Origin of the sequence: Tianweitania sediminis, from assembly GCF_017813335.1 — a bacterium.
Classification (GTDB): Bacteria; Pseudomonadota; Alphaproteobacteria; order Rhizobiales; family Rhizobiaceae; genus Tianweitania; species Tianweitania sediminis.
The window spans coordinates 150,736-168,736 of the sequence record NZ_JAGIYY010000007.1 but is presented as its reverse complement, the minus strand read 5'-3'; the positions used below and the strand labels follow the sequence as shown (position 1 = coordinate 168,736).

General features: G+C 62.8%; 29 protein-coding genes. 27 read left to right on the top strand and 2 right to left on the bottom strand.

All coding sequences use genetic code 11. The features are described from left to right. The first annotated feature begins 93 nt into the window (after window positions 1–93). The 8 genes from J5Y06_RS17670 to J5Y06_RS17640 all read left to right on the top strand — a co-directional run bounded on the left by J5Y06_RS17670 (window position 94) and on the right by J5Y06_RS17640 (window position 4,251). Entirely contained in the window at window positions 94–1,290 is a 1,197-nt protein-coding gene (locus tag J5Y06_RS17670; RefSeq protein WP_209336509.1) for a DUF932 domain-containing protein, read from the top strand. 181 nt (window positions 1,291–1,471) lie between these two features. Continuing rightward, window positions 1,472–1,849: a DUF2958 domain-containing protein gene (locus J5Y06_RS17665; protein WP_209336538.1), complete on the top strand. Its 378-nt coding sequence runs from the start codon at window positions 1,472–1,474 to the stop codon at window positions 1,847–1,849. Window positions 1,850–2,393: 544 nt separating this feature from the next. Continuing rightward, a complete protein-coding gene (locus J5Y06_RS23135; RefSeq protein ID WP_245248029.1) occupies window positions 2,394–2,621 on the top strand; it encodes a hypothetical protein in 228 nt (75 codons plus the stop codon). Then, window positions 2,618–3,031, top strand: coding sequence for a hypothetical protein (locus J5Y06_RS17655; protein ID WP_245248028.1), 414 nt, complete (start codon window positions 2,618–2,620; stop codon window positions 3,029–3,031). The genes J5Y06_RS23135 and J5Y06_RS17655 overlap by 4 nt, the downstream gene beginning before the upstream one ends. A gap of 8 nt (window positions 3,032–3,039) precedes the next feature. Next, window positions 3,040–3,180 (top strand): hypothetical protein, encoded by a 141-nt coding sequence (locus tag J5Y06_RS23130; protein ID WP_245248026.1) that lies wholly within the window; start codon window positions 3,040–3,042, stop codon window positions 3,178–3,180. After that, window positions 3,177–3,347, top strand: a complete 171-nt coding sequence (locus J5Y06_RS17650) for a hypothetical protein (RefSeq protein ID WP_209336508.1) — start codon at window positions 3,177–3,179, stop codon at window positions 3,345–3,347. The genes J5Y06_RS23130 and J5Y06_RS17650 overlap by 4 nt, the downstream gene beginning before the upstream one ends. A 299-nt stretch (window positions 3,348–3,646) precedes the next feature. After that, window positions 3,647–4,051, top strand: coding sequence for a hypothetical protein (locus J5Y06_RS17645; RefSeq protein WP_209336507.1), 405 nt, complete (start codon window positions 3,647–3,649; stop codon window positions 4,049–4,051). After that, complete coding sequence (locus J5Y06_RS17640; RefSeq protein WP_209336506.1) at window positions 4,048–4,251, top strand: hypothetical protein; 204 nt, start codon at window positions 4,048–4,050, stop codon at window positions 4,249–4,251. The genes J5Y06_RS17645 and J5Y06_RS17640 overlap by 4 nt, the downstream gene beginning before the upstream one ends. 4 nt (window positions 4,252–4,255) lie before the next feature. Here J5Y06_RS17640 and J5Y06_RS17635 read toward each other — a convergent pair whose 3' ends face one another. Together J5Y06_RS17635 and J5Y06_RS17630 are read right to left on the bottom strand one after the other, a co-directional pair. Continuing rightward, window positions 4,256–4,642 (bottom strand): DUF5615 family PIN-like protein, encoded by a 387-nt coding sequence (locus J5Y06_RS17635; protein ID WP_209336505.1) that lies wholly within the window; start codon window positions 4,640–4,642, stop codon window positions 4,256–4,258. Beyond that, on the bottom strand, window positions 4,639–5,259 hold the full coding sequence (locus J5Y06_RS17630; protein WP_209336504.1) for a DUF433 domain-containing protein: 621 nt from the start codon (window positions 5,257–5,259) through the stop codon (window positions 4,639–4,641). The genes J5Y06_RS17635 and J5Y06_RS17630 overlap by 4 nt, the downstream gene beginning before the upstream one ends. A 183-nt stretch (window positions 5,260–5,442) precedes the next feature. Between J5Y06_RS17630 and J5Y06_RS17625 the strand changes: the two genes are divergently transcribed. The 19 genes from J5Y06_RS17625 to J5Y06_RS17535 all read left to right on the top strand — a co-directional run bounded on the left by J5Y06_RS17625 (window position 5,443) and on the right by J5Y06_RS17535 (window position 17,909). Continuing rightward, complete coding sequence (locus J5Y06_RS17625; protein WP_209336503.1) at window positions 5,443–7,557, top strand: ParB/RepB/Spo0J family partition protein; 2,115 nt, start codon at window positions 5,443–5,445, stop codon at window positions 7,555–7,557. Between the two features lie 99 nt (window positions 7,558–7,656). After that, entirely contained in the window at window positions 7,657–8,214 is a 558-nt protein-coding gene (locus J5Y06_RS17620) for a hypothetical protein (RefSeq protein ID WP_209336502.1), read from the top strand. Between the two features lie 256 nt (window positions 8,215–8,470). Further along, a complete protein-coding gene (locus J5Y06_RS17615) occupies window positions 8,471–8,863 on the top strand; it encodes a hypothetical protein (RefSeq protein WP_209336501.1) in 393 nt (130 codons plus the stop codon). A gap of 88 nt (window positions 8,864–8,951) precedes the next feature. Then, window positions 8,952–9,215, top strand: coding sequence for a hypothetical protein (locus J5Y06_RS17610; RefSeq protein WP_209336500.1), 264 nt, complete (start codon window positions 8,952–8,954; stop codon window positions 9,213–9,215). Further along, window positions 9,212–10,504, top strand: coding sequence for a helicase HerA domain-containing protein (locus tag J5Y06_RS17605; RefSeq protein ID WP_209336499.1), 1,293 nt, complete (start codon window positions 9,212–9,214; stop codon window positions 10,502–10,504). Before J5Y06_RS17610 ends, J5Y06_RS17605 begins: the two co-directional genes overlap by 4 nt. Continuing rightward, window positions 10,501–11,184 (top strand): hypothetical protein, encoded by a 684-nt coding sequence (locus J5Y06_RS17600; protein WP_209336498.1) that lies wholly within the window; start codon window positions 10,501–10,503, stop codon window positions 11,182–11,184. The genes J5Y06_RS17605 and J5Y06_RS17600 overlap by 4 nt, the downstream gene beginning before the upstream one ends. Further along, window positions 11,159–11,335: a hypothetical protein gene (locus tag J5Y06_RS17595; protein ID WP_209336497.1), complete on the top strand. Its 177-nt coding sequence runs from the start codon at window positions 11,159–11,161 to the stop codon at window positions 11,333–11,335. The genes J5Y06_RS17600 and J5Y06_RS17595 overlap by 26 nt, the downstream gene beginning before the upstream one ends. Next, window positions 11,332–11,547: a hypothetical protein gene (locus J5Y06_RS17590; protein WP_209336496.1), complete on the top strand. Its 216-nt coding sequence runs from the start codon at window positions 11,332–11,334 to the stop codon at window positions 11,545–11,547. Before J5Y06_RS17595 ends, J5Y06_RS17590 begins: the two co-directional genes overlap by 4 nt. Before the next feature lie 171 nt (window positions 11,548–11,718). Further along, window positions 11,719–11,973: a hypothetical protein gene (locus J5Y06_RS17585; RefSeq protein ID WP_209336495.1), complete on the top strand. Its 255-nt coding sequence runs from the start codon at window positions 11,719–11,721 to the stop codon at window positions 11,971–11,973. Further along, the gene (locus J5Y06_RS17580; RefSeq protein ID WP_209336494.1) at window positions 11,970–12,734 is read left to right on the top strand and encodes a DUF6166 domain-containing protein; all 765 of its coding nucleotides are present in this window, start codon (window positions 11,970–11,972) and stop codon (window positions 12,732–12,734) included. Before J5Y06_RS17585 ends, J5Y06_RS17580 begins: the two co-directional genes overlap by 4 nt. Before the next feature lie 104 nt (window positions 12,735–12,838). After that, window positions 12,839–13,039: a hypothetical protein gene (locus tag J5Y06_RS17575; protein WP_209336493.1), complete on the top strand. Its 201-nt coding sequence runs from the start codon at window positions 12,839–12,841 to the stop codon at window positions 13,037–13,039. Continuing rightward, window positions 13,039–13,257, top strand: coding sequence for a hypothetical protein (locus tag J5Y06_RS17570; RefSeq protein WP_209336492.1), 219 nt, complete (start codon window positions 13,039–13,041; stop codon window positions 13,255–13,257). Before J5Y06_RS17575 ends, J5Y06_RS17570 begins: the two co-directional genes overlap by 1 nt. Window positions 13,258–13,415: 158 nt before the next feature. Further along, entirely contained in the window at window positions 13,416–13,886 is a 471-nt protein-coding gene (locus J5Y06_RS17565; RefSeq protein WP_209336491.1) for a hypothetical protein, read from the top strand. Further along, complete coding sequence (locus J5Y06_RS17560) at window positions 13,879–14,214, top strand: hypothetical protein (protein ID WP_209336490.1); 336 nt, start codon at window positions 13,879–13,881, stop codon at window positions 14,212–14,214. The genes J5Y06_RS17565 and J5Y06_RS17560 overlap by 8 nt, the downstream gene beginning before the upstream one ends. A gap of 146 nt (window positions 14,215–14,360) precedes the next feature. Further along, a complete protein-coding gene (locus tag J5Y06_RS17555; protein WP_209336489.1) occupies window positions 14,361–14,897 on the top strand; it encodes a hypothetical protein in 537 nt (178 codons plus the stop codon). 340 nt (window positions 14,898–15,237) lie between these two features. Further along, entirely contained in the window at window positions 15,238–16,767 is a 1,530-nt protein-coding gene (locus J5Y06_RS17550) for a hypothetical protein (RefSeq protein ID WP_209336488.1), read from the top strand. Window positions 16,768–16,961: 194 nt separating this feature from the next. Next, a complete protein-coding gene (locus J5Y06_RS17545) occupies window positions 16,962–17,324 on the top strand; it encodes a hypothetical protein (RefSeq protein WP_209336487.1) in 363 nt (120 codons plus the stop codon). Then, window positions 17,321–17,656, top strand: a complete 336-nt coding sequence (locus tag J5Y06_RS17540; RefSeq protein ID WP_209336486.1) for a hypothetical protein — start codon at window positions 17,321–17,323, stop codon at window positions 17,654–17,656. Before J5Y06_RS17545 ends, J5Y06_RS17540 begins: the two co-directional genes overlap by 4 nt. A 67-nt stretch (window positions 17,657–17,723) precedes the next feature. Next, window positions 17,724–17,909 (top strand): hypothetical protein, encoded by a 186-nt coding sequence (locus tag J5Y06_RS17535; protein WP_209336485.1) that lies wholly within the window; start codon window positions 17,724–17,726, stop codon window positions 17,907–17,909. Window positions 17,910–18,001 lie beyond the last annotated feature (92 nt).

Here is an 18,001-nt window from a genome sequence, read left to right as displayed (position 1 = left end):
GGCGCTGCCGGCAGAGGGAGAGAGCGGGCGGGGGGCGGGCGGCGGGTAAAGGTCCGGGAGAGAGGCTCCCGGCGCCCGTCGCGGAGCAAGACCATGACCCATATGGAGATTCAGGCGCCTGCGCGCAACGCGCGCAACGGCTACAGGGTTGATGCCAGCCGCGGCCAGCGCATCGGCCGCGTGTCCTCGGAATGGTTCAACCGGCCAGATGACGAACGCTACCTGTGCCTCACTGACCTCAACAATGCAGTGAAGCGGCGGTCCGAACACAGCAAGACCCGGATCGTCGAAAGTGGGGCGATCCGTGTCGAAGCCTCTCGAGACAATCCCGAACGGCTGACACTGATGCTGCCGGACGCTCCCGCGCCTGTCGCTCCGACACACTGGAGTTTTGGCCAACTCGCGAGCCTGGTCGGGGCGCCAGCAACCTATCTGCGTCAGCTGCCGGCAGCGCTCGCCGGGATCAATCTGCAGTACGGGCTTTCCACACACCGGGCCGAGCAGGTGAAAACGTTGGAGATCGAAAACGGCCGCCTCGAGCTCCGGGCGGTGACAGGACCGGACTACGGCAGGATTTTCGACCACGAACTGGTCGATGCAGTGCAGAAGATCGCCGGCAACGGCACGGGCGACACACGCTGGAAAGTGCCCGGTGTGCTCGACTGGTCGACCAGCATCTACAATCCCAATGTCGATATCTCGAAGGACACGACGACGCTTTATGCCTCGGACCGCGACATCTTCGTATTCCTGGTCGACGATCTCAACCCCATCGAAGCCGGCCGTCTCCCAAACGGCGAACCGGATCTGTACTTCCGCGGGTTCTACGCCTGGAACAGCGAGGTCGGCTCGAAAACGCTAGGAATTGCAAGCTTTTACCTGCGTGCAGTGTGCCAAAATCGCAATCTGTGGGGCGTGGAGGATTTCCAGGAAATCACCATCCGGCACTCCAAATACGCCGCCTCGCGCTTCGCCCTCGAGGCCGAACCCGCGCTGATCCAGTTCGCGGAATCCTCGCCGATGCCGTTCATCAACGGCATCAAGGCGGCACGCGAGCGGATCGTCGCACGTGATGATGACGATCGCACTGCATTCCTTCGCAAACGCGGCTTCTCGAAGGGCGAGACCGGGAAGATCATCGATGCCGTGCTTGCCGACGAGGGGCATCCACCGGCGTCGGTCTTCGATTTCGTGCAGGGCATCACACGCGTCGCTCGCGACAAGCAGCACCAGGATGACCGGCTGGAGATGGAAGGCAAGGCGAAAAAACTCCTCGACCTCGCTCACTGATCTCCACTCAGACCAGCGACCCTAGAGCACACACTGCCAGTTCGCGGTTCCCCGTCAGTGCAAGGCGCCGTCCTCCCAGCCAGGAGGACGGCGCCTTTCGTCGTGACGAGTCACGAGGTCGCACAAGCCTTGCGGCCGCCCGTCGCGGAGCAAACCGATGAACAAATCTTCCCAAACTTCCATGCCCTTGCTGACACCTAACCAGCACGTGCAGCTTCTCGCCAACAGCCGCCAGCCGGGCCTCGACCACGTTCCGGTCTTAGAATTCTTCAACCCGGTTGGCATCGGCACATGGCTTGCGACCGAGCTCGATATGAACGGCGACACCCTATACGGATTGGCGCAGCTCAACGACGCACCTGAACTCGGATCCTTCAGCTTGGCTGAACTTGCCACGCTGGTGCTGCCGTTCGGCATGCATATCGAGCGCGATCTCTTCTTCAGAGGCGCCTTCCCGATCTCGGCCTACGCCGAAGCCGCCCGGGAGACGGGCAGCATCAACGAGGCAATCAGTGTCCGTGCCGACGCCGCAAGGGCCACACGAGGGGAGTGCGCGTGATGCGCTTCCGTGCCTGGCCAAAGCCCGAACCCTATCGTGACACATCGCGCAAGCGCGCGGCCTTCAAGCGCAAGCAGCGCCTCGAACGCGAGGCGCTGCCGCTCTTTTCGGAGATGATCGCTGCCGGCCAGCACAGCGTCGACGAAGAAATGGCCCGCCGCCACATCTGGTGGGACGAGCGTGAACGCGAGCAACGTAGCCTGCGCGCCGGCCGGTGGCGCGAAGCCCGTGGCCGGCTGTTCTCATTGCCCGCTGAACTTCGCAGCACAATCCGAAACCTTTGGCGCGGTTGCCCCTATCCGGCGGATCCCACCTATCTGCTCGATCTCCTTCACCAGATTAAGGTCGGCCGCGTCGATCCACATCGGCCTCCCTGGGTTTTCGACGGCAAATTGACAGGACCACGCCGAACCCCGAAAAATTCGATGAAGCCTTTCGCCAGATCGGCCATCGAAAAATCGGCGGTGGCCCGAAGACCACGCCCGCTGACGAGTTCCTGTTCTGCGGCAATCTCGGTTCAGGCATCCTGTTCCTGCGCACCCGCGTGCGCCTCAACGACCCGCATGAGAGCTATTACACTTCATCCAGCCACCGGCTGCGCGACTCTCATGTCGGCCGCGCCGGTCACTGGATCGATCTCGAAGTGCGCGGCGACTGTTCGGATTCCGAACTCGAGCTGATCCGCCGTCTCGCACAGGACGCCGACACACGCCCCGTCGTCGTACGCCGCGTCGATACGATGGCACCCACGCGCGGCGAGGCAGCGCCATGACCACGTCCCTGGTCCCCACTCGCCGTCTTCTCGTTCTCGCCTGCTCGGCCATGAAACGACAGGACCGCGACTACATGCCGTCCCGCCTGCGCTACGACGGCCCGCTCTGGCGCACCCTTCGATCGGTTGATCCGGACGGCACCCGTGCCAAGGTCGCGTTCCTGTCGGCGCATTATGGATTCCGCGATGCCGAAACCCCGATCGCATATTACGATGCGCGGCTGACCCCGGATCTTGCCGAACGCATGATCGCCGGCGGCATGACCACACGCTGGCCGCGTCCCCGCCGTCGCAACGGTCCCGACAACGCCGGTATGCATCCTGGCACCGAGATCGCATCGATGGCGCGCTATGGCCGCGAGCCGTTCGACGATGTCGCACTTGTCGGCGCAGCCTCTATCTCGCGGTGATGCGCGCCATGCTGACCGGCTTCCAACGCATGGGGTGCGTCGTCGACGACGCATCGGTCACCACCATCAACGGCCCGATCGGCCGCATGCGGAAGGATCTGCGCCGATGGCTGCTCATGACTGCGGATGGAAGGGGAGATGCGCCATGATGAGCCATCATGAAGCGCGCCAAACGCTCTCGTGCATGGAAACTCGCCTGCGCGAGACACGGCATAATCTCCACGAACTCGAACGGTCGCTGCGGGAGAAAGCGGAGGCGGCAGCAATCGAGTCACGGCCGAAGGTGCGCCGCTACAACCGGCGCATGTCCAACTGAACCGGGCTGGATGAGGAAACCTATCTTAGGTTGCTCGACCGGCTGATCGACAATGCCGCGCCGGACCTCGATCGATTGCGCCGCAAGATCGACCGTCAGGACGCAGCGATCGAGGCGCTTCGTCGAAAATACCGCGTCAATGCGGAGCGCCCGGTCTACACGCCACTGGAGACGACAACTCCACCTCAGCGACCCCGCCACGGATATCTTCAGCCATCCCTTCGACCGAGGGGGTGGCTTTCACCGTGACGGCTTTCCCGGTCGGGACTTCTCCCGCGGCCGTCACGGAGAAAACCATCATGCTGAAGCCAGCCTGTTCCACCGACTATTCTGCCGACATAGAATCCGCGCTTGCGACCGAAGGAGGCCACCTCTCCATCGGCCGTGGCGGCTTCACGCTTCACTATCGCAATGGCGCGATGCTTTCCGGCTATGATTGCGAGGCGATCAAGGCCCACTGCATCGCGGCCGGGCTCCCTATCATCGACAGCCGGTGCGTGGCGTTCGATGTCGTCGTTCAGCTCACGCTCGGCGTACCGCTGGTCGCAGTTGGCCGTAAGCCCGAGCCCGCCCCCTGGCATGGCCTCTCCTATGCGCCGTTGCACGTGGTCGCCGCGCGTTACGCTGCGGCCGGCGCCGAAATCTGGAACATCCCCGGCGTCGAGCCGATGCCTATGTCAGGCGAACGGAGAATCGGATCATGAGCGGGCGACCTCTCCTCCATCTCTATACCACTCTTGCCGAGTTCGAGACCATGCACGAGCGGCACGATCGGACACGCAGCACCAGCAAGACGGTCACCGTGGACCGGCGAGCGCTGATCCACATCCTCATGGATCATTCCCGCATGCTGGAGGCGCTGCGCAAAGCCGGTCGCGTCGACATTGCCGAACCGGACGGATAGCGCGCTATTCTGGAAGATCGAACCGCTCGATCGTCACGACCCGCTCCGTGTCCATTGTGATCTCGAGCACTTCATTCCATGCCTCTTCGCCATCCAGTTCCGAAAGTGCGAGGCCAAAGAGCCTCATCTGAAGATCGAGGCTCATCAATCCCGGCGCCGTGTTGAACGCAACCAGACCGACATGCAGGTGCTCGCGGCTATAAAGCCCACGAAAGTCCGCGGTGTTGTGGGTGACCAGAACGTAGCCATCATCGACCGCACGCCTGGTCACCACATGATCCTTCGTGCCGGCAAGTCCGAGCCAGCGCACATGGCTGGATTCCGGATACCCACTGTCTCGCGCGAGCTTCGCAAGATCCGGGCTCAGACATTCGTCGATCAGGAACTTCACGAAGCCGCCGGCAGATCGTCCACATCGACTGTGCGCGACGACTTCGCTGGCGCCGCCCGCCAGACTGGTTTGACCGGTGGTCGCCCACGGCGCGGATAGGCCACCACGTAGTCGGCGGCGAGGCCGATCTGGTCGAAGGTCAACTGCGGATAGGCGGAGTGGATTGCCTCGACCGCATCGCCATTGGCAAGCATGTCGGCGACGTCATGAACCGGCACACGCGTTCCGGCAAAGACCGGATGGCCGCCGTGAACGTCGGCATCACATGTCACCATCGCCTTAGCCTTGCGAAGGCGGGTAAGACCGATCTTCACCTCCGCAGCGATCGGCTTGAGGTCTATCTTCAAGGGGTCCGCGGCAACCACCGATGCGGCGTCGGTTGCAATCGCGCGCTCGACGATGCGCCGCCTTGCCATTGGCGTCAGCATGTCGGCCGTCAACCAGGCCAGGCGCAGTCCGACCAGCCCCGTCCCGACGATGACGCGGCTGCCGCGACGCATCTCGACACGGCCACGCAGCAAGCCGGCATCGATGATGCGATGCACCTGCTTGAGCGGCACGCGCGTAACCGACGCCGCCTCGTTGGCGGTTAGCACCTCGGTGTTGATGCCTGCCATGACATTAATCCTTCCACGGTTGTGGAAGATATATAGCGATCCCTCGCAGCACAGTCCAGCATCCTGTCGCGGCCGGCCGCGGACGGTGCGCGGCCGCCAGAGCGGGAGGGGGGCGGGAGGTTTCCTGACGGGTTTGGAGGTCCGGGGAGAGGCCCCGGGCCGCCCGTCATGGAGAACCTGACCATGGCAAAGAGCGCCATTCAGAAGATCACCCTCAATCAGGCGGAGAACATACCCTTCGACAAGCTGTTCCTCTCGCAGAGAAACGTCCGGCGGATCAAGAACGGCGTCTCCGTCGAAGACCTCGCCGATGACATCGCGCGCCGCGGGCTGCTTCAGAGCCTCAACGTCCGGCCCGAGCTGAAGGATGGCGAGGAGACGGGCCGCTACGAAGTCCCCGCCGGCGGCCGTCGTTTCAGCGCGCTCCAACTTCTGGTCAAGCGCAAGGAAATGGCGAAGACCGCGTCGACGCCCTGCATCGTCAACCGCTCCGCCGCGACCAGCATGGAGGATGACTCGCTCGCCGAGAACATCCATCGAGAGAACCTGCATCCGCTCGACCAGTTCCGGGCCTTCAAGGCGCTCAGCGACCAGGGCCTCGGCGTCGAGGAGATCGCAGCCCGCTATCTCGTATCGGTGAACACGGTCAACCACCGTCTGAAGCTCACCGAGGTCTCTCCGGAGCTGCTCGCCCTCTATGAAAAGGGCGAGATCAAGCTCGAACAGCTCAATGTCTTCGCTATTTCTCCCGATCACAAGCGTCAGGAGCAGGTGTGGAAGCGTGTCGCCGGCACGAACATGGAGGACGCCTACTATATCAGGCGCCTTCTGACGGAGACCACGGTTCGATCGGACGATCGCCGTGCCGTTTATGTCGGCGCCGAGGCCTACGAAGCCGCTGGCGGTGTCGTATTGCGCGACTTGGTCGAGCCTGAACACGGTAGCTGGTTCCAGGATGCGGCTCTTCTCGAACAGCTGGTCTTCGACAAGCTGAAGGTGGATGCCGAGGCCGTTCGCGCCGACGGATGGAAATGGGTCAAGGCTGACCTCAGCTTCCCTTACGGCCACACCTCCGGCATGCGGCGGGTCTATGCCGAGCCGGCGGAGATGACCGACGAGGAGATCGCGCGGTATGACGCGGTGAAGGCGGAGTACGATGCGCTTGACGCCGAATATGCCGAGATGGAAGACGCCGACGAGGCCATCGAAGACAAGCTTGAGCAGCTCAGCGCCGAACTGAGTGTGTTCGACGATCGACCCAACGTCTATCCCCCGGCGCTGAAGGCCATCGCCGGAGCGTTCATAACACTCGCCACCAACGGCACGCTTCAGATCGACGCTGGCTTCGTCCGTCCTGAAGACGAACCGCAGGTCGAGTCGGACAATGAGGAAGAGGCCGACGGCGAGGAAATCGACGAGCAACAGGAAGAAGATGACGACGCGGGCTCCGTCGTCGTAAACGGCCGGCCGGTCAACGGCGCTTCCGAAACCGCCGATGAGGCCGAGGAGGAGGGCATCAAGCCGCTGCCCGAGCGCCTCGTCTTCGACCTCACGGCACAGAAGACCCTCGCGCTGCGCAACGTCGTTGCCGGTGACGTGGATATCGCCTTCGTCGCAGTTCTGCACGCCCTCGTGCTGCAGGTGTTCTATCGCTACGCCAAGGACAGCTGCCTCGAACTCACGTTGGTGAGCAACAATTTCGGCCAGGTGCAGGGTCTCGCCGAAACGCCCTGGGCGAAGGAGATCGCCGAACGTCACGAAGCCTGGGACAGGGATATGCCGGACAGTCCCGACCTCTGGAACTTCCTGCTCGGTCTTGACGAAGCGAGCCGCAAGGCGCTGTTCGCGCACTGCGCGGCGCTTTCGCTCAACGCCGTCGTCGAGCCATGGAACAGGCGTCCGGGCGCGCTTGCCCATGCCGATGCGCTTGCGGCCACGCTTCAATTCGACATGGTCGAGGCAGGATGGTCGCCGACGGTGGACAACTATCTTGGCCGCGTGACCAAGGCCAGGATCGTCCAGGCGGTGCGTGAAGCCCGCGGCGAGGATTCCGCTCAGCTGATCGACCACATGAAGAAGGACTTGATGGCGCGCGAGGCCGCCCGGCTTCTCACGGACTCCGGCTGGCTGCCGGAACCGCTCCGACTGGAGGTGGACGACATCGCTGCCGAGGCGGTGGAGACCAGCTCTGGCGACATGTCCGACGAAGCGGCTCTCGCCGACGACAGCGCCGAACTTCCGGCCTTCCTCGCCGAGAGCGTCGACGACGAGCCTGAATCCCTCGCCGCCGCCGAATAGGCCAGCTCTCTCCCGTCGATACACCAAGGCCCGGCAATCATGCCGGGCCTTTCCAGTTGCCACCAACGCCGCCCAAAGCGTGCAACCAAGGACAGTTTCATGATCCCAAGACCCTCAAACACCGCGCCGCTGCTGGACGGCGCCGACAGTGACTCCAAAACCGGCACGCGGCTGACCGGCACGGTCCGGACGATCCCGGGGAGCCTCATTTACGATCTCCCAATCGGAACCCTGATCCGGTTCAGCGACCACATTCCCGAGCCGCCAGCCAATCGGCAGGGCGACCTCGCCGTTTGGCGGCTGTTCAACGGTATCGGCCGTCTCGCCAGAAGAGATCCGCCGCCACATTTCTCGCCTCTCGCGCACCCTGCGAGCATCACCATCCGAACGGCCGATTTCGGCGAGCGCGGCGCGGTCGCGTTCACCTTCGCGCTTGGCGAACCATCCACTGCGGCCATGCGCTTCGAGGTGCTCCAACTCCCACCGGTGGGCTCGGTTCGCATCCTTGCCCGGGACGGGAACAATGCCGAGTTGCTGCATCTCGCTGAAGATGAGGGCGCGGCTGTCGCATGGCTCGCCCGACACGCCGTTCCGGCCGCGATCTTCGATCCCGTCACAGCCGATGAGATTGCTGCGATGTTGGTCGAGGGACGGTGAGCTAACGATTGACGCTACCTACTCCGAAATCCAAACCATCGCTGGCGGTGGGACAGCTTCACGCTGCTCCTTCTGATCAGCCGCTGGCTCGACACGAACGACCTCTCCTAAGGTCTGATCGCCCATCTCGGCGAGCTCGCCGCCGAGGAAGAAGATTTCGACCCCCCATGCGGCGTTTGAGCCGCATCATCCCTTCAACCGCGCGGTCCGACACCACAAGGAGTTCGGGCCGTCGCCATTTTTGAGGACCATGAAAATGTTCGACTGGAGCAAATCCTGTTCATATGACGATGCGCAGAAGCGCCGGTTCCACTCTACTGCCCGTTCCCGCCTGAAGAAACTGGCGGCTGAGCTCCATCTCCCGGCCGGATCCTACGACATCAGATCGAACAGGGCGGGCATCGCGGTCAGCGGTGAAGTCACGCTGCATCACGACGGCGCCTATATCCAGGTCGGTCAATTCGGCCTGACCTCGCATCACGGGATCCTGATCCGCACCTGCAAAGGACGCCGCGACTATACCGGCGGCCGCAACCATTTCCTCGACCTGGACAAGCTCGACGATATCCCCGCGCTCGCCGCAGCTGTCCACGCCATCACCGGCGTCGGCCAGGTTGGCCAGACCGCAGCCCGCGACCGCGCCGCCTGAACCGCTGCCCGTCGCTGTGCCCGACGTCCCGGTGCGCCGACCTCGATCAGAACCATCCACCAGATCGCCAACATGAAAGGAAATCATCATGGCCAATTACAAGAGCGGCCCATCGTCACTTGCAGAGGCCCGCCGCGCCATGGGCTCGGCATATCCAAACCTGCCTTTTGCCGATCCAGAACGCGAGGCGAGCGCTCGACTGTTCGCCCTAGCGCCGGCGATGCTGCAATCGCTGAAAGGCGTTGTCCGCATTCTCGTTGCCGTACGCTACACGGTCGGCTTGGCAGGATCACAGCTTACTCGCCTCACAGAGGCACAGGAGCTTATCGCCAGCGCGGAGGGCAGGCCATGAGCTTCGGCGCCACCACCCTCACCGAGCGGGATCTGTCCCGTCTCGCGCCGATCGAGCAAAAGCTGGCGAAGGCCTTTGCCACCGAACTCGGCAAGACCCTGCCCGTCGCACGGCCCAAGATCCCCGAACACGATTGCATTGGCATCGATCTCGGTGTTTCCGACCCTGGCGGGATGATCCGTCTCAACCTCGAAAAACTGCTCGATGGACGTCTTCTCGTGCAGGGCACGTCGGGCGCCGGCAAGAGCTGGACTCTGCGGCGACTTCTCGAACAGACGCACGGCCTCGTGCAGCAGATCGTCATCGATCCCGAAGGCGAGTTCGTGTCGCTGGCGCGGCATTTCGACTATCCCATCGTCGACGGCTCCCGCCTCGATACGGCCGCGCTTGCCATCGCAGCCTCTCGCGCCCGCGAGCACCGCCTGTCGGTCCTTCTCGACCTGTCGCAGATCGATCGCGAGGCCCAGATGCAGGCCGTGACCGCTTTTGTCGGCGCCTTGATCGCCGCACCCCGGGAGTACTGGCATCCCGCTTTGATCGCCATTGACGAGGCGCACATCTTCGCACCGTTCGGCGGCGCCGGACTCGCGGCGACCTCGGTCCGGCAGGCGGCGACCCATACGCTCACCGATTTGATGAGCCGCGGCCGCAAGCGTGGCCTTGCCGGCGTGCTTGCGACCCAGCGCATCGCTCGCCTGGCGAAGTCGGTTTCGTCCGAGGCGTTGAACTTCCTGATTGGGCTCAACACGCTGGATATCGACATCCGCCGCGCGGCCGAAACGATCGGCTGGGATGCCAGCAAGGCGTTCGACCGCCTCCCGATCCTTCAACCAGGAGACTTCGTCGCGTCGGGTCCTGCCTTTTCGCTGGCGCCGGCGACACTGCGTGTCGGTCCCGTTGAAACCCGGCATATCGGGGCGCGTCCCGAGATGATCGCACCGACGGCGATCAGCGCGGCGGATGCCGCATCGCTCCTCGACCTCGATGAACTGCAGACGGCCTCGCAGGCCGATGAAGACGTCAGATCGGAACAAAGCCTTCCCGTCGGAATGAAGGCCGTGCGATCCTTCATCCGGGAACCGGCATTCGCCGATGCCGGCAAGATACTGGAGGTGTTGACGCCCCTTTCGCCGCAGGGTGCAGCGGTGTCAGATCTCGCCGACTATCTGTCGATCGACGGGTCGCGCGTCGCAGCTGCCCTCGCGCTGCTCGACACCTATGGCGCGGTCGACATCGACGATGTCGGCGAGGGCCGCGCCGTCCGATTGGCGAAGGGGCTGACGCTATGAGCCTCAATCCCGTCTCCTTCGACAGGCCGCTCGCTCACGAACCGCGTCTTTCCGCACCCTACGTTCCAGGAAAGCGCGACAAGCGTTTCTGGACGGACGCCGAATGCGACATCATCCGGCGGTACTTCCCGCTGGGCGGTGCGGCCGCCTGCCTGCTCCGTCTTCCCGACCACCGCACGCCGCAAGGCGTGTATTGCCAGGCGAAGAAGCTCGGCGTGAAGATCCAGGGCGCGCCGTCTGCACGGCAACGACACCGCGCCACGCCGGAACTCGACGAGAGGATCCGTGACGGCTGGCGTCAGATGGATGCCGGCCGCAAGGGCGCCGTAGCCGAGCTTGCCGACCGCCTTAACATTCCTCGCTGGTGGCTCACCAAGCGCATGACCGTCCTCGGCTTGACGCTTCGCCACAAGAAGGAACCGCGCTGGACGGCGGCGGAGGATGCGCTGATGCGCGAAGTCCCCCTTCACCGTCCCGACCTGGCGGCAAGGGTCTTCCGCGAACACGGATTCCGGCGCTCGCCGATGGCCATCGTAGTCAGGGCGAAGCGCCTCGATCTGTCGCGCCGCGCCAGCCGGCCCGACCTTTCCGCCACGAAGGCGGCGTCGATCCTCGGCGTCGACTCCAAATATGTCACCGGCCGCATCCTCACCGGTGAGCTGCCGGCCCGGAAAACGTGACGACCGGCGGCTTGCCCAGCAGGGTGGCAGCTCGTGGGACATAGAACCTGCCGATCTGCGCCGGTGGATCATCGACAACATCGACGTCGTCGACCTGCGCAAGGTCGACAAGGTCCCCTTCATTGCACTGATCTCCGGAGAACCGTCATGAGATACGCTATCAAGGTCCGTAAGAGCGATACGAAGAAATGGGGCTTCCTGACGCCGAGAGGCGGCGTCACGCATCTCAAGATCCACGCCGCGCGCTGGCCGGCCAAAGACGCCTGTGAACAGCTGATCGCCGACAATGCGCCGGACAATCCCGACTGGCAGTTCAAGGTGGTCGATATGACCACAGGCGCAGGCAAGACACTCAAAACCTAGCCCGCCAGGCGCGGCCCGGCCCCGCATAGCGAGCGCGACCGGGCCTGGGCGACGCATCCAGCGCCTGGCGCAGGCCACGCGCCTCCGATCCACCATCACCCATTGCCCACGAAAAGCCCGGCCACCGCGCCGGGCTTTCGCGTTTCCAACCCAGAAATCGAGAGGATCGTCATGCCTGTCTATCGGCTTGGCTCGAGCGAGCTCATCCACGCACCCGGGGTCATCGCCTGGGCCATCAACGGCTACGCCTTCAAACGCGATCGCACGGTTCTGCGCCGCGTCATCGTCGATGGTTGGCCCGGCGTTTCCGCCGCTGCCGCCCATCAGCTGTTGTCCGGTTCGGTCCCCCACACGGTCGAGGGCGACACCGTAGTGTTCACAGTCGAGGACGCCAGCGCGGATCAGCCGGCGAGGAACGAGCCATGAAAGACTATGTCGTCAAGCTCCGCTTCTGGCTCCGCGCCTATGACAGCACCGAAATATCGGCCGCCACGGACGCCGAGGCTTTCCACCTCGCGAAGGCGGCGGCATGCCACATGATGTATTGGCATGGGCACCCCGAGGAGATCGACATGGAGGAGCGCCACGAAGGCCTGATCTCCTATGTCGACACGATGGGAGTCGCCCGATCGGAACTGGTGGAGGGTATCGCCTTCGACGGCGATCGGCCGCTGCATCCCGAGGCGCGGCGGCTGGTCCAAAAGCTGGCCGTGCTCGATCCCAACGTTGATGCGGCACAGGCGCAGGAGTTGTTGCGCACCCTGATCGCCGAAGCGCGCTCTGTCCCTACGGACGCCGTTGCACTCCTATCCGATCCTCCCGTTCAGTCGAGGCCATGGTCTGTCGATCAAACCTACGAGTATCGGGGCAGGCCGGAAGGGTTCAGGGTCGACGTCGTCGACGAGGCCGGCATTGTCCATATGCTCGATCCTCGCCTCGACCTGAACAAACACAGCCCGACGGGCTTTTCGTGGGGCTATTCCGGCTCAGGGCCGGCCCAGCTCTCCCTCGCCATTCTCTGCCATGCGCTGCACTCCGACGAACGCGCCGAAGACCTCTATCAGGAGTTCAAGGACGCCGTCGTCTCGCGGTTCGACCAGAACCAGCCCTGGCGCCTGACTACTGACGACGTGCTCGGCTGGGTGCTGAAACATCCAAGCGTCACCGGACTCGCCGTCGACGCCTGATCCCGATCCTCCAAAACCTCACTCGGACAGACGGTACGGGCGACCGGCCGCGACAGCTCGATTGCCTGACCCGATCCTCAACATCCTGCAAGGAGAAACGACCCATGATCCAATATCGAAACGTGGCGATCTCGCCCCACGAGCGCGACATGATCCTCGCCGCGCTGCGCCTCTACCAGCAGGTCCACGACCAGACCGATGGCGATTTGCCGGACGACATCGTCGACATCGCAACCGATAGCGAGTCCCATGAGGCGATCGATCTCGAAGCCATCGACGACCTTTGCGAAAGGATCAATGTGTGATGATCGAGATTACCATCTTCCCGATGAAGAACACGCCCAATGGGAGTGCCACACTGTGTGAACCTCCTGATGATCCCGATTCCTATGATGTTCTGGTCCGTGATGACGGTGACGTCGTCGCCGAGACAGAAGATCTCGCCACCTATGGCGAGGCAGTCAAGATCGCCGAGAAATACCTCGCGCAGTTTCCGGATGCCGAGATCGATTATGGCGACTGAGCGTCACCCTCAAATCGAATAGCCACGCAGTTCGCTAGAGCGTTGCAATTCCGGCGATCCGGATTCGTGCCGGTTCCGACCAATCGAACCGACTCAGCCCGTCAGCATCCGACGGCTGAATAGCTCGCTGTTCAACGACAAATTCGAAAGGTTTTAATATGCGCCAGTTTCTCGTTTCCCTTACCGTCCAACATCCGTCTCAGCTACCAGTGCCGATAGCTGACGTCGTTCAGCAAGCCCTTCTCGAAGGCATGGCGTCCGGCGATGATGACAGCCAGCCCGTCTCCCATATAGCCGTCGAGGAAATCGACCGGAATAGTCCCAACGGCACTGTCGATACTCTTGAAAGCGCCGAGAGCTTCATCGCCGGTTTTGAGGATGACGACATTCAGGAAGGCATCGACGATCTTCTGGAATCCCTGCACGGCGCGATCGTGCGTGAGCGAGCTCGCCCCGTGCTACTCGATTCCCTGAAGGGGCTGCGCGCCGCAGCAACTGGTTTCAGGGATGACGCCTATCGGCGTGAACCACATCTGCGGATCGGCAGCGAGGCAACGAACATGCTCAGCGCGTTCCTTCTCGATGCCGAACGCAGCATCGCGCTGGCGGAGGGTCGCAGCCATGGCTGATCTCTCGGGCGATTTGTGCGCCGGATACTACATGGCAACCTCGACCGTGCACACAGGTCGGCGCAATCTGTTCTCCCTGGAGCCCGGCGGCGAGCACCATATCGGCACATTGGTGAGCGGTTCCAAGACCCAGCTTCACCGCTTCGACATGGACTGCGACAAGATCGTCCGCGGTCTCGCCTTGCTGGCCGCCGAAGCCGATCTACCGACGGTGCTTCAGGTCATGGCCACATTGCCGGTCAACGGATCGTGGTCGCCAGCCGAAGTTGAGGCACGCGATCTTGCTCTCGCCCTCATCGCAAGGATCGACCGGCGGATCATCCGCTAAGCCGAGGAATCCGCCAGCATCGCCAAACTGAATGTCCTGGCCGCCGAGGCCTGAACACCCTCGATCGTCACTATCAATCCAGTCCGTTCTGCCGGCTTCACGCGGGTGGAGACGACCATGTTGTCTAAGCAAAAGGATTCAAGACAATGCACGCAGCATTTATCCGGTTCGGCCACGGCTATGAGCAGAGCGACCGCGGCCGTTGTGAGGCATTTGACGGCTTCGAGGTTATCGCGTCGCCGCTCGGCGGCTTCGATGAGCCGTCGCGTGAGCGTCGCGTCTTTCGCCGTACCTCCGGCAATGCAACCACCTATGCTAGCCATGCGATCAAGCTGGCAAGACGCGGGACGCCGTCATCGGGACTATACATCCTGATGCATCATGGCGGCGGCCGGGAAGTTCTTGCCGTTCCCTCATTCTACGACGGCGGCGATCTGGAGGCAGCAATCCTCGCCATGCCCGATCGCCTCCAATACGCGCTGCTCTACACGATCTGGAAGACGGCGAAGCACGCACGCGACGAGGCGCAGGCAGAAACCGCCCGTGACTGGGCCAAGGCCTATGTCGACAAGCGAATCCGCCGCCGTCGTGCAACGAAGACGCGCGGCCCACGCGTCGAAATCATCCCGCAATGGGAAATAGATCTCAAGGCGATGGCCTCTCAGTCTTCCCGCGGCAAATGAAGCCGCGCGCTCTGATCCGGGATCGCCTCGATCCGAGAGGGAGAGGCGGGCGGGAGGCGGTGGGCCGCTGGATTCCGGGAGAGGGTTCCTCGCGGCCGCCCGGCGCGGCACGCGAGCGTGCCGACGCCGATCCGCGATCATTCATCCAGCCCGGCCACCCCGCCAACGGTCAGCCCGGCTCAGCCTCATCAGGAGCACCTTCATGACATCCCATTTCTCCTTCAATGCGCAGGTTTCGCCCGAGGCCATCGGAAAGGTTGGACGCCTGTTCAACGCCTCGATCGGAGACATTCTCAACGAACTTCTACAGAATGCGCGCCGGGCCGCCGCCACGAAGGTCGTGATCGACCAGATTGATGATCCCCGCTTCGGCAAGGCGGTCCGTATTGTCGATGATGGGGCCGGCATCGCCGATCCGAGATCGCTCTTTTCGCTCGGCCACAGCGGCTGGTCCAAAACCCTGACCCAGTCCGAGGATGCCGCCGGCATGGGTTTCTTCGCTCTCGCCAATCGCGGCGCAGTTCTTGTCGCGCAGCAGAAAGGCACCGCAGAGTCCTGGCGCATCGAAGCGACGCCAGATGCTTTTCACGGCAAGCAGCCAATCGATGTGGCTCCCGGACCTGCAGGTCATGCCGGCGTGACCATCGTCTTTCCCGAAACAGACCACGACCATCTCGCCGGCGCTGTTCCTGGCGCCGCAAAATTCTTCCCACTTCCGGTCATCTTCAACGGCCAGGAAATGCAACGCGTGGATTTCCTCGCGGAGGCGGAACATGTCGAAGAATGGCGCGGCGTCCGCATCGGAGTATTCCAACGCGACAGCCTCTACAAAGACATTGCGAATGCAAACTTCCACGGCGTGACGCTCAGGATGCCGTTGCCGACCCTGTCGCAACATTGGCATCGCAACTATTGGGCTGGGATCGATGTCGTCGACTGCGCCCATCTCAAACTGGTGCTTCCAGCCCGCAAGGAGGTCGTGCGCAATGATATGTTCGAGGCCCTCGTAGAGGAAATCCAGCGTGTGTATTTCCGACTGGTATCCGCACACGACGCACACAGCCTTTCCTTCGAGGACTATCGGCGAGGGCGCGCCCTCGGCATTGATTTGAAAGAAGCCGAACCACAGCTGGCGCCGTTCGCGCCGTCATGCGCCGATTCCGATCGGTTTGGGCTTCACGCCCCGTTGCCGGTATCGCCGGATGCCCTTCTCTACGCTGGCGAGGGACCCCTCGAGGAACAGAATGTTGCACGAGCGTTTGCGCGAACCCAGGAATCTCTCCCGATGTTCGAGCCGCACGATGCCTTCGCCGGCTATGGATGGTACGACGGCCTGCGGCGGATTACCCTTCGATCATACAGGATGCACACGGCCTCCAACTATCAGAAGATCGAACCGTTCGACGTCTTCGAAGGTCAGGGACGGCCGGATATCCTTGAGGTCGACGTCAATGTCAGCGACGGCAAGTCCGCATGCGGCTGGCTCCTTCCGACAGATCTGATCGTCGCAGGTCCAGATTATGGTGCGCTTGACGAGGTCGATATCCGCGTCACCCACCAATCAGAAATCACGCCGCACGAGTTAGAGACATTCCTGACCGACGCGCTGTTCTGCCCCTCCGATGATGTCGATGCCGGCTCGTATGAGCAACAGCAGCAATGGTTCGGTGACGAAGCCGAGGACGTGTGCATCCGTCTGCTTCAGTCGGAGTCGGACGCCGACCTGAACGCGATCATCCGCACGGTTCGTCGTGAACTTGTCTGGCGCATGCCAAAGAAGGGCTCTTTCCTCATACATATCGAAGACGGCGAGGTTTCGATCGGCGGCCTGCCGCCGGCTTCGAACACGGACGCCGCGACGCCAGCTTGACCTTGCTGACCTGAAGCCGGACGTCGTCGCCGACGGCCTAGGCTACATCTCCGGCTGAAACATTCACCGGCGACCGTGAGGCCCTGCCGTTCGCATCAGCCGAACATTCGCCCCAGCAACCTGCGCCGAACCGCTCTCCGGGAACGACCGACTGGAGCGGCTTGCCATTGCGTTCATCCATAGGGAGAACCCCCATGTTCAAGTCCGACCATCTCACGCCAATGCAGCGCGGCCGCCTGAATGCGGCTCTCGATAAGCATTATAACTACAACGGCGCGATCAAGCCGCTTCGTCAACACATCGAATCGTTGGCCGCCGCCGGTCCCCTCGAACTCAGCGACGGAGACGGCATGATCGACTACTCGCGGCGGCATTTTAATCGCCTCGGCTCCCTGAAAGAGCAGGATGCCTACATCGCGGGCCTCAAGGCCAAACGCTACTATTGGGTCAACGACTGGAAGATCCCCAAACTGGTCCACGATGCGCTCGCGCAGAGCCTCATCGAAAGCTCCGATCGTCAACGGCCCACCCCGTCAGCAATAGAGACCTCTCGATGAAGATCACGCGCCAATTCGCACCCGCGGATCGCTACCTCTACGATTTCGGTCCCTGTTCATACGCCAATGGTTTTGCCCAGATCGATACGGCGCAGGACGCCTCCTATTTTGGGACCTGGGCCAATCCGACGACGCTTGCGATTTTCACCTACTGCGAAGGCGACACGACCCACCAGCAATGCGGTTCCATCGAGGAATTTGTCGCCGAGCTTCGTCGCATCGACTCGTGGAATATCGAGAACGGACATGGGCCGGCCCGCATCGACCCGGGCCTCGATCCGGCCATGAAGGATGCATTCCAGCAGATCGGTCTCGCCGATCTGCTGCATTAGTGCTCGGCGTCTGCACCAGGCTCGGCCACGCTCGCCTCAGATCAACCTATAGACAGGAGACATCCAGATGACCCGCACGACAAGGGAGCAGCGCCGCGCCATCCATCGAAAATGGCGACAGGCAGATCAGGGCCTTCCCTATCGATCTTTCCGCAGGCTCGCCGCGTCGGTCCCCGCCGGCGATGGAGCCATCGCCCTGCCGTGGTGCGGGATGTGGCTGTGTATCGAGGCCGACGGCTACACCCACAGCTAGGACCATTCCCGCCGCTCGACCGCACCGAGGTCCAGTCATCCTGCCCGGCGATTCCGCCGGGCTTTTGTTATCCGGGATCACAACGACGGAGG

What these genes read in the sequence shown, in the direction of transcription:
- J5Y06_RS17670 (WP_209336509.1), top strand. Translation starts at nt 94, where the DNA reads ATGACCCATATGGAGATTCAGGCGCCTGCGCGCAACGCGCGCAACGGC.
- J5Y06_RS17665 (WP_209336538.1), top strand. Translation starts at nt 1,472, where the DNA reads ATGCCCTTGCTGACACCTAACCAGCACGTGCAGCTTCTCGCCAACAGC.
- J5Y06_RS17655 (WP_245248028.1), top strand. Translation starts at nt 2,618, where the DNA reads ATGACCACGTCCCTGGTCCCCACTCGCCGTCTTCTCGTTCTCGCCTGC.
- J5Y06_RS23130 (WP_245248026.1), top strand. Translation starts at nt 3,040, where the DNA reads ATGCTGACCGGCTTCCAACGCATGGGGTGCGTCGTCGACGACGCATCG.
- J5Y06_RS17650 (WP_209336508.1), top strand. Translation starts at nt 3,177, where the DNA reads ATGATGAGCCATCATGAAGCGCGCCAAACGCTCTCGTGCATGGAAACT.
- J5Y06_RS17645 (WP_209336507.1), top strand. Translation starts at nt 3,647, where the DNA reads ATGCTGAAGCCAGCCTGTTCCACCGACTATTCTGCCGACATAGAATCC.
- J5Y06_RS17640 (WP_209336506.1), top strand. Translation starts at nt 4,048, where the DNA reads ATGAGCGGGCGACCTCTCCTCCATCTCTATACCACTCTTGCCGAGTTC.
- J5Y06_RS17630 (WP_209336504.1), bottom strand. Translation starts at nt 5,259, where the DNA reads ATGGCAGGCATCAACACCGAGGTGCTAACCGCCAACGAGGCGGCGTCG.
- J5Y06_RS17625 (WP_209336503.1), top strand. Translation starts at nt 5,443, where the DNA reads ATGGCAAAGAGCGCCATTCAGAAGATCACCCTCAATCAGGCGGAGAAC.
- J5Y06_RS17620 (WP_209336502.1), top strand. Translation starts at nt 7,657, where the DNA reads ATGATCCCAAGACCCTCAAACACCGCGCCGCTGCTGGACGGCGCCGAC.
- J5Y06_RS17615 (WP_209336501.1), top strand. Translation starts at nt 8,471, where the DNA reads ATGTTCGACTGGAGCAAATCCTGTTCATATGACGATGCGCAGAAGCGC.
- J5Y06_RS17610 (WP_209336500.1), top strand. Translation starts at nt 8,952, where the DNA reads ATGGCCAATTACAAGAGCGGCCCATCGTCACTTGCAGAGGCCCGCCGC.
- J5Y06_RS17605 (WP_209336499.1), top strand. Translation starts at nt 9,212, where the DNA reads ATGAGCTTCGGCGCCACCACCCTCACCGAGCGGGATCTGTCCCGTCTC.
- J5Y06_RS17600 (WP_209336498.1), top strand. Translation starts at nt 10,501, where the DNA reads ATGAGCCTCAATCCCGTCTCCTTCGACAGGCCGCTCGCTCACGAACCG.
- J5Y06_RS17590 (WP_209336496.1), top strand. Translation starts at nt 11,332, where the DNA reads ATGAGATACGCTATCAAGGTCCGTAAGAGCGATACGAAGAAATGGGGC.
- J5Y06_RS17585 (WP_209336495.1), top strand. Translation starts at nt 11,719, where the DNA reads ATGCCTGTCTATCGGCTTGGCTCGAGCGAGCTCATCCACGCACCCGGG.
- J5Y06_RS17580 (WP_209336494.1), top strand. Translation starts at nt 11,970, where the DNA reads ATGAAAGACTATGTCGTCAAGCTCCGCTTCTGGCTCCGCGCCTATGAC.
- J5Y06_RS17575 (WP_209336493.1), top strand. Translation starts at nt 12,839, where the DNA reads ATGATCCAATATCGAAACGTGGCGATCTCGCCCCACGAGCGCGACATG.
- J5Y06_RS17570 (WP_209336492.1), top strand. Translation starts at nt 13,039, where the DNA reads ATGATCGAGATTACCATCTTCCCGATGAAGAACACGCCCAATGGGAGT.
- J5Y06_RS17565 (WP_209336491.1), top strand. Translation starts at nt 13,416, where the DNA reads ATGCGCCAGTTTCTCGTTTCCCTTACCGTCCAACATCCGTCTCAGCTA.
- J5Y06_RS17560 (WP_209336490.1), top strand. Translation starts at nt 13,879, where the DNA reads ATGGCTGATCTCTCGGGCGATTTGTGCGCCGGATACTACATGGCAACC.
- J5Y06_RS17555 (WP_209336489.1), top strand. Translation starts at nt 14,361, where the DNA reads ATGCACGCAGCATTTATCCGGTTCGGCCACGGCTATGAGCAGAGCGAC.
- J5Y06_RS17545 (WP_209336487.1), top strand. Translation starts at nt 16,962, where the DNA reads ATGTTCAAGTCCGACCATCTCACGCCAATGCAGCGCGGCCGCCTGAAT.
- J5Y06_RS17540 (WP_209336486.1), top strand. Translation starts at nt 17,321, where the DNA reads ATGAAGATCACGCGCCAATTCGCACCCGCGGATCGCTACCTCTACGAT.
- J5Y06_RS17535 (WP_209336485.1), top strand. Translation starts at nt 17,724, where the DNA reads ATGACCCGCACGACAAGGGAGCAGCGCCGCGCCATCCATCGAAAATGG.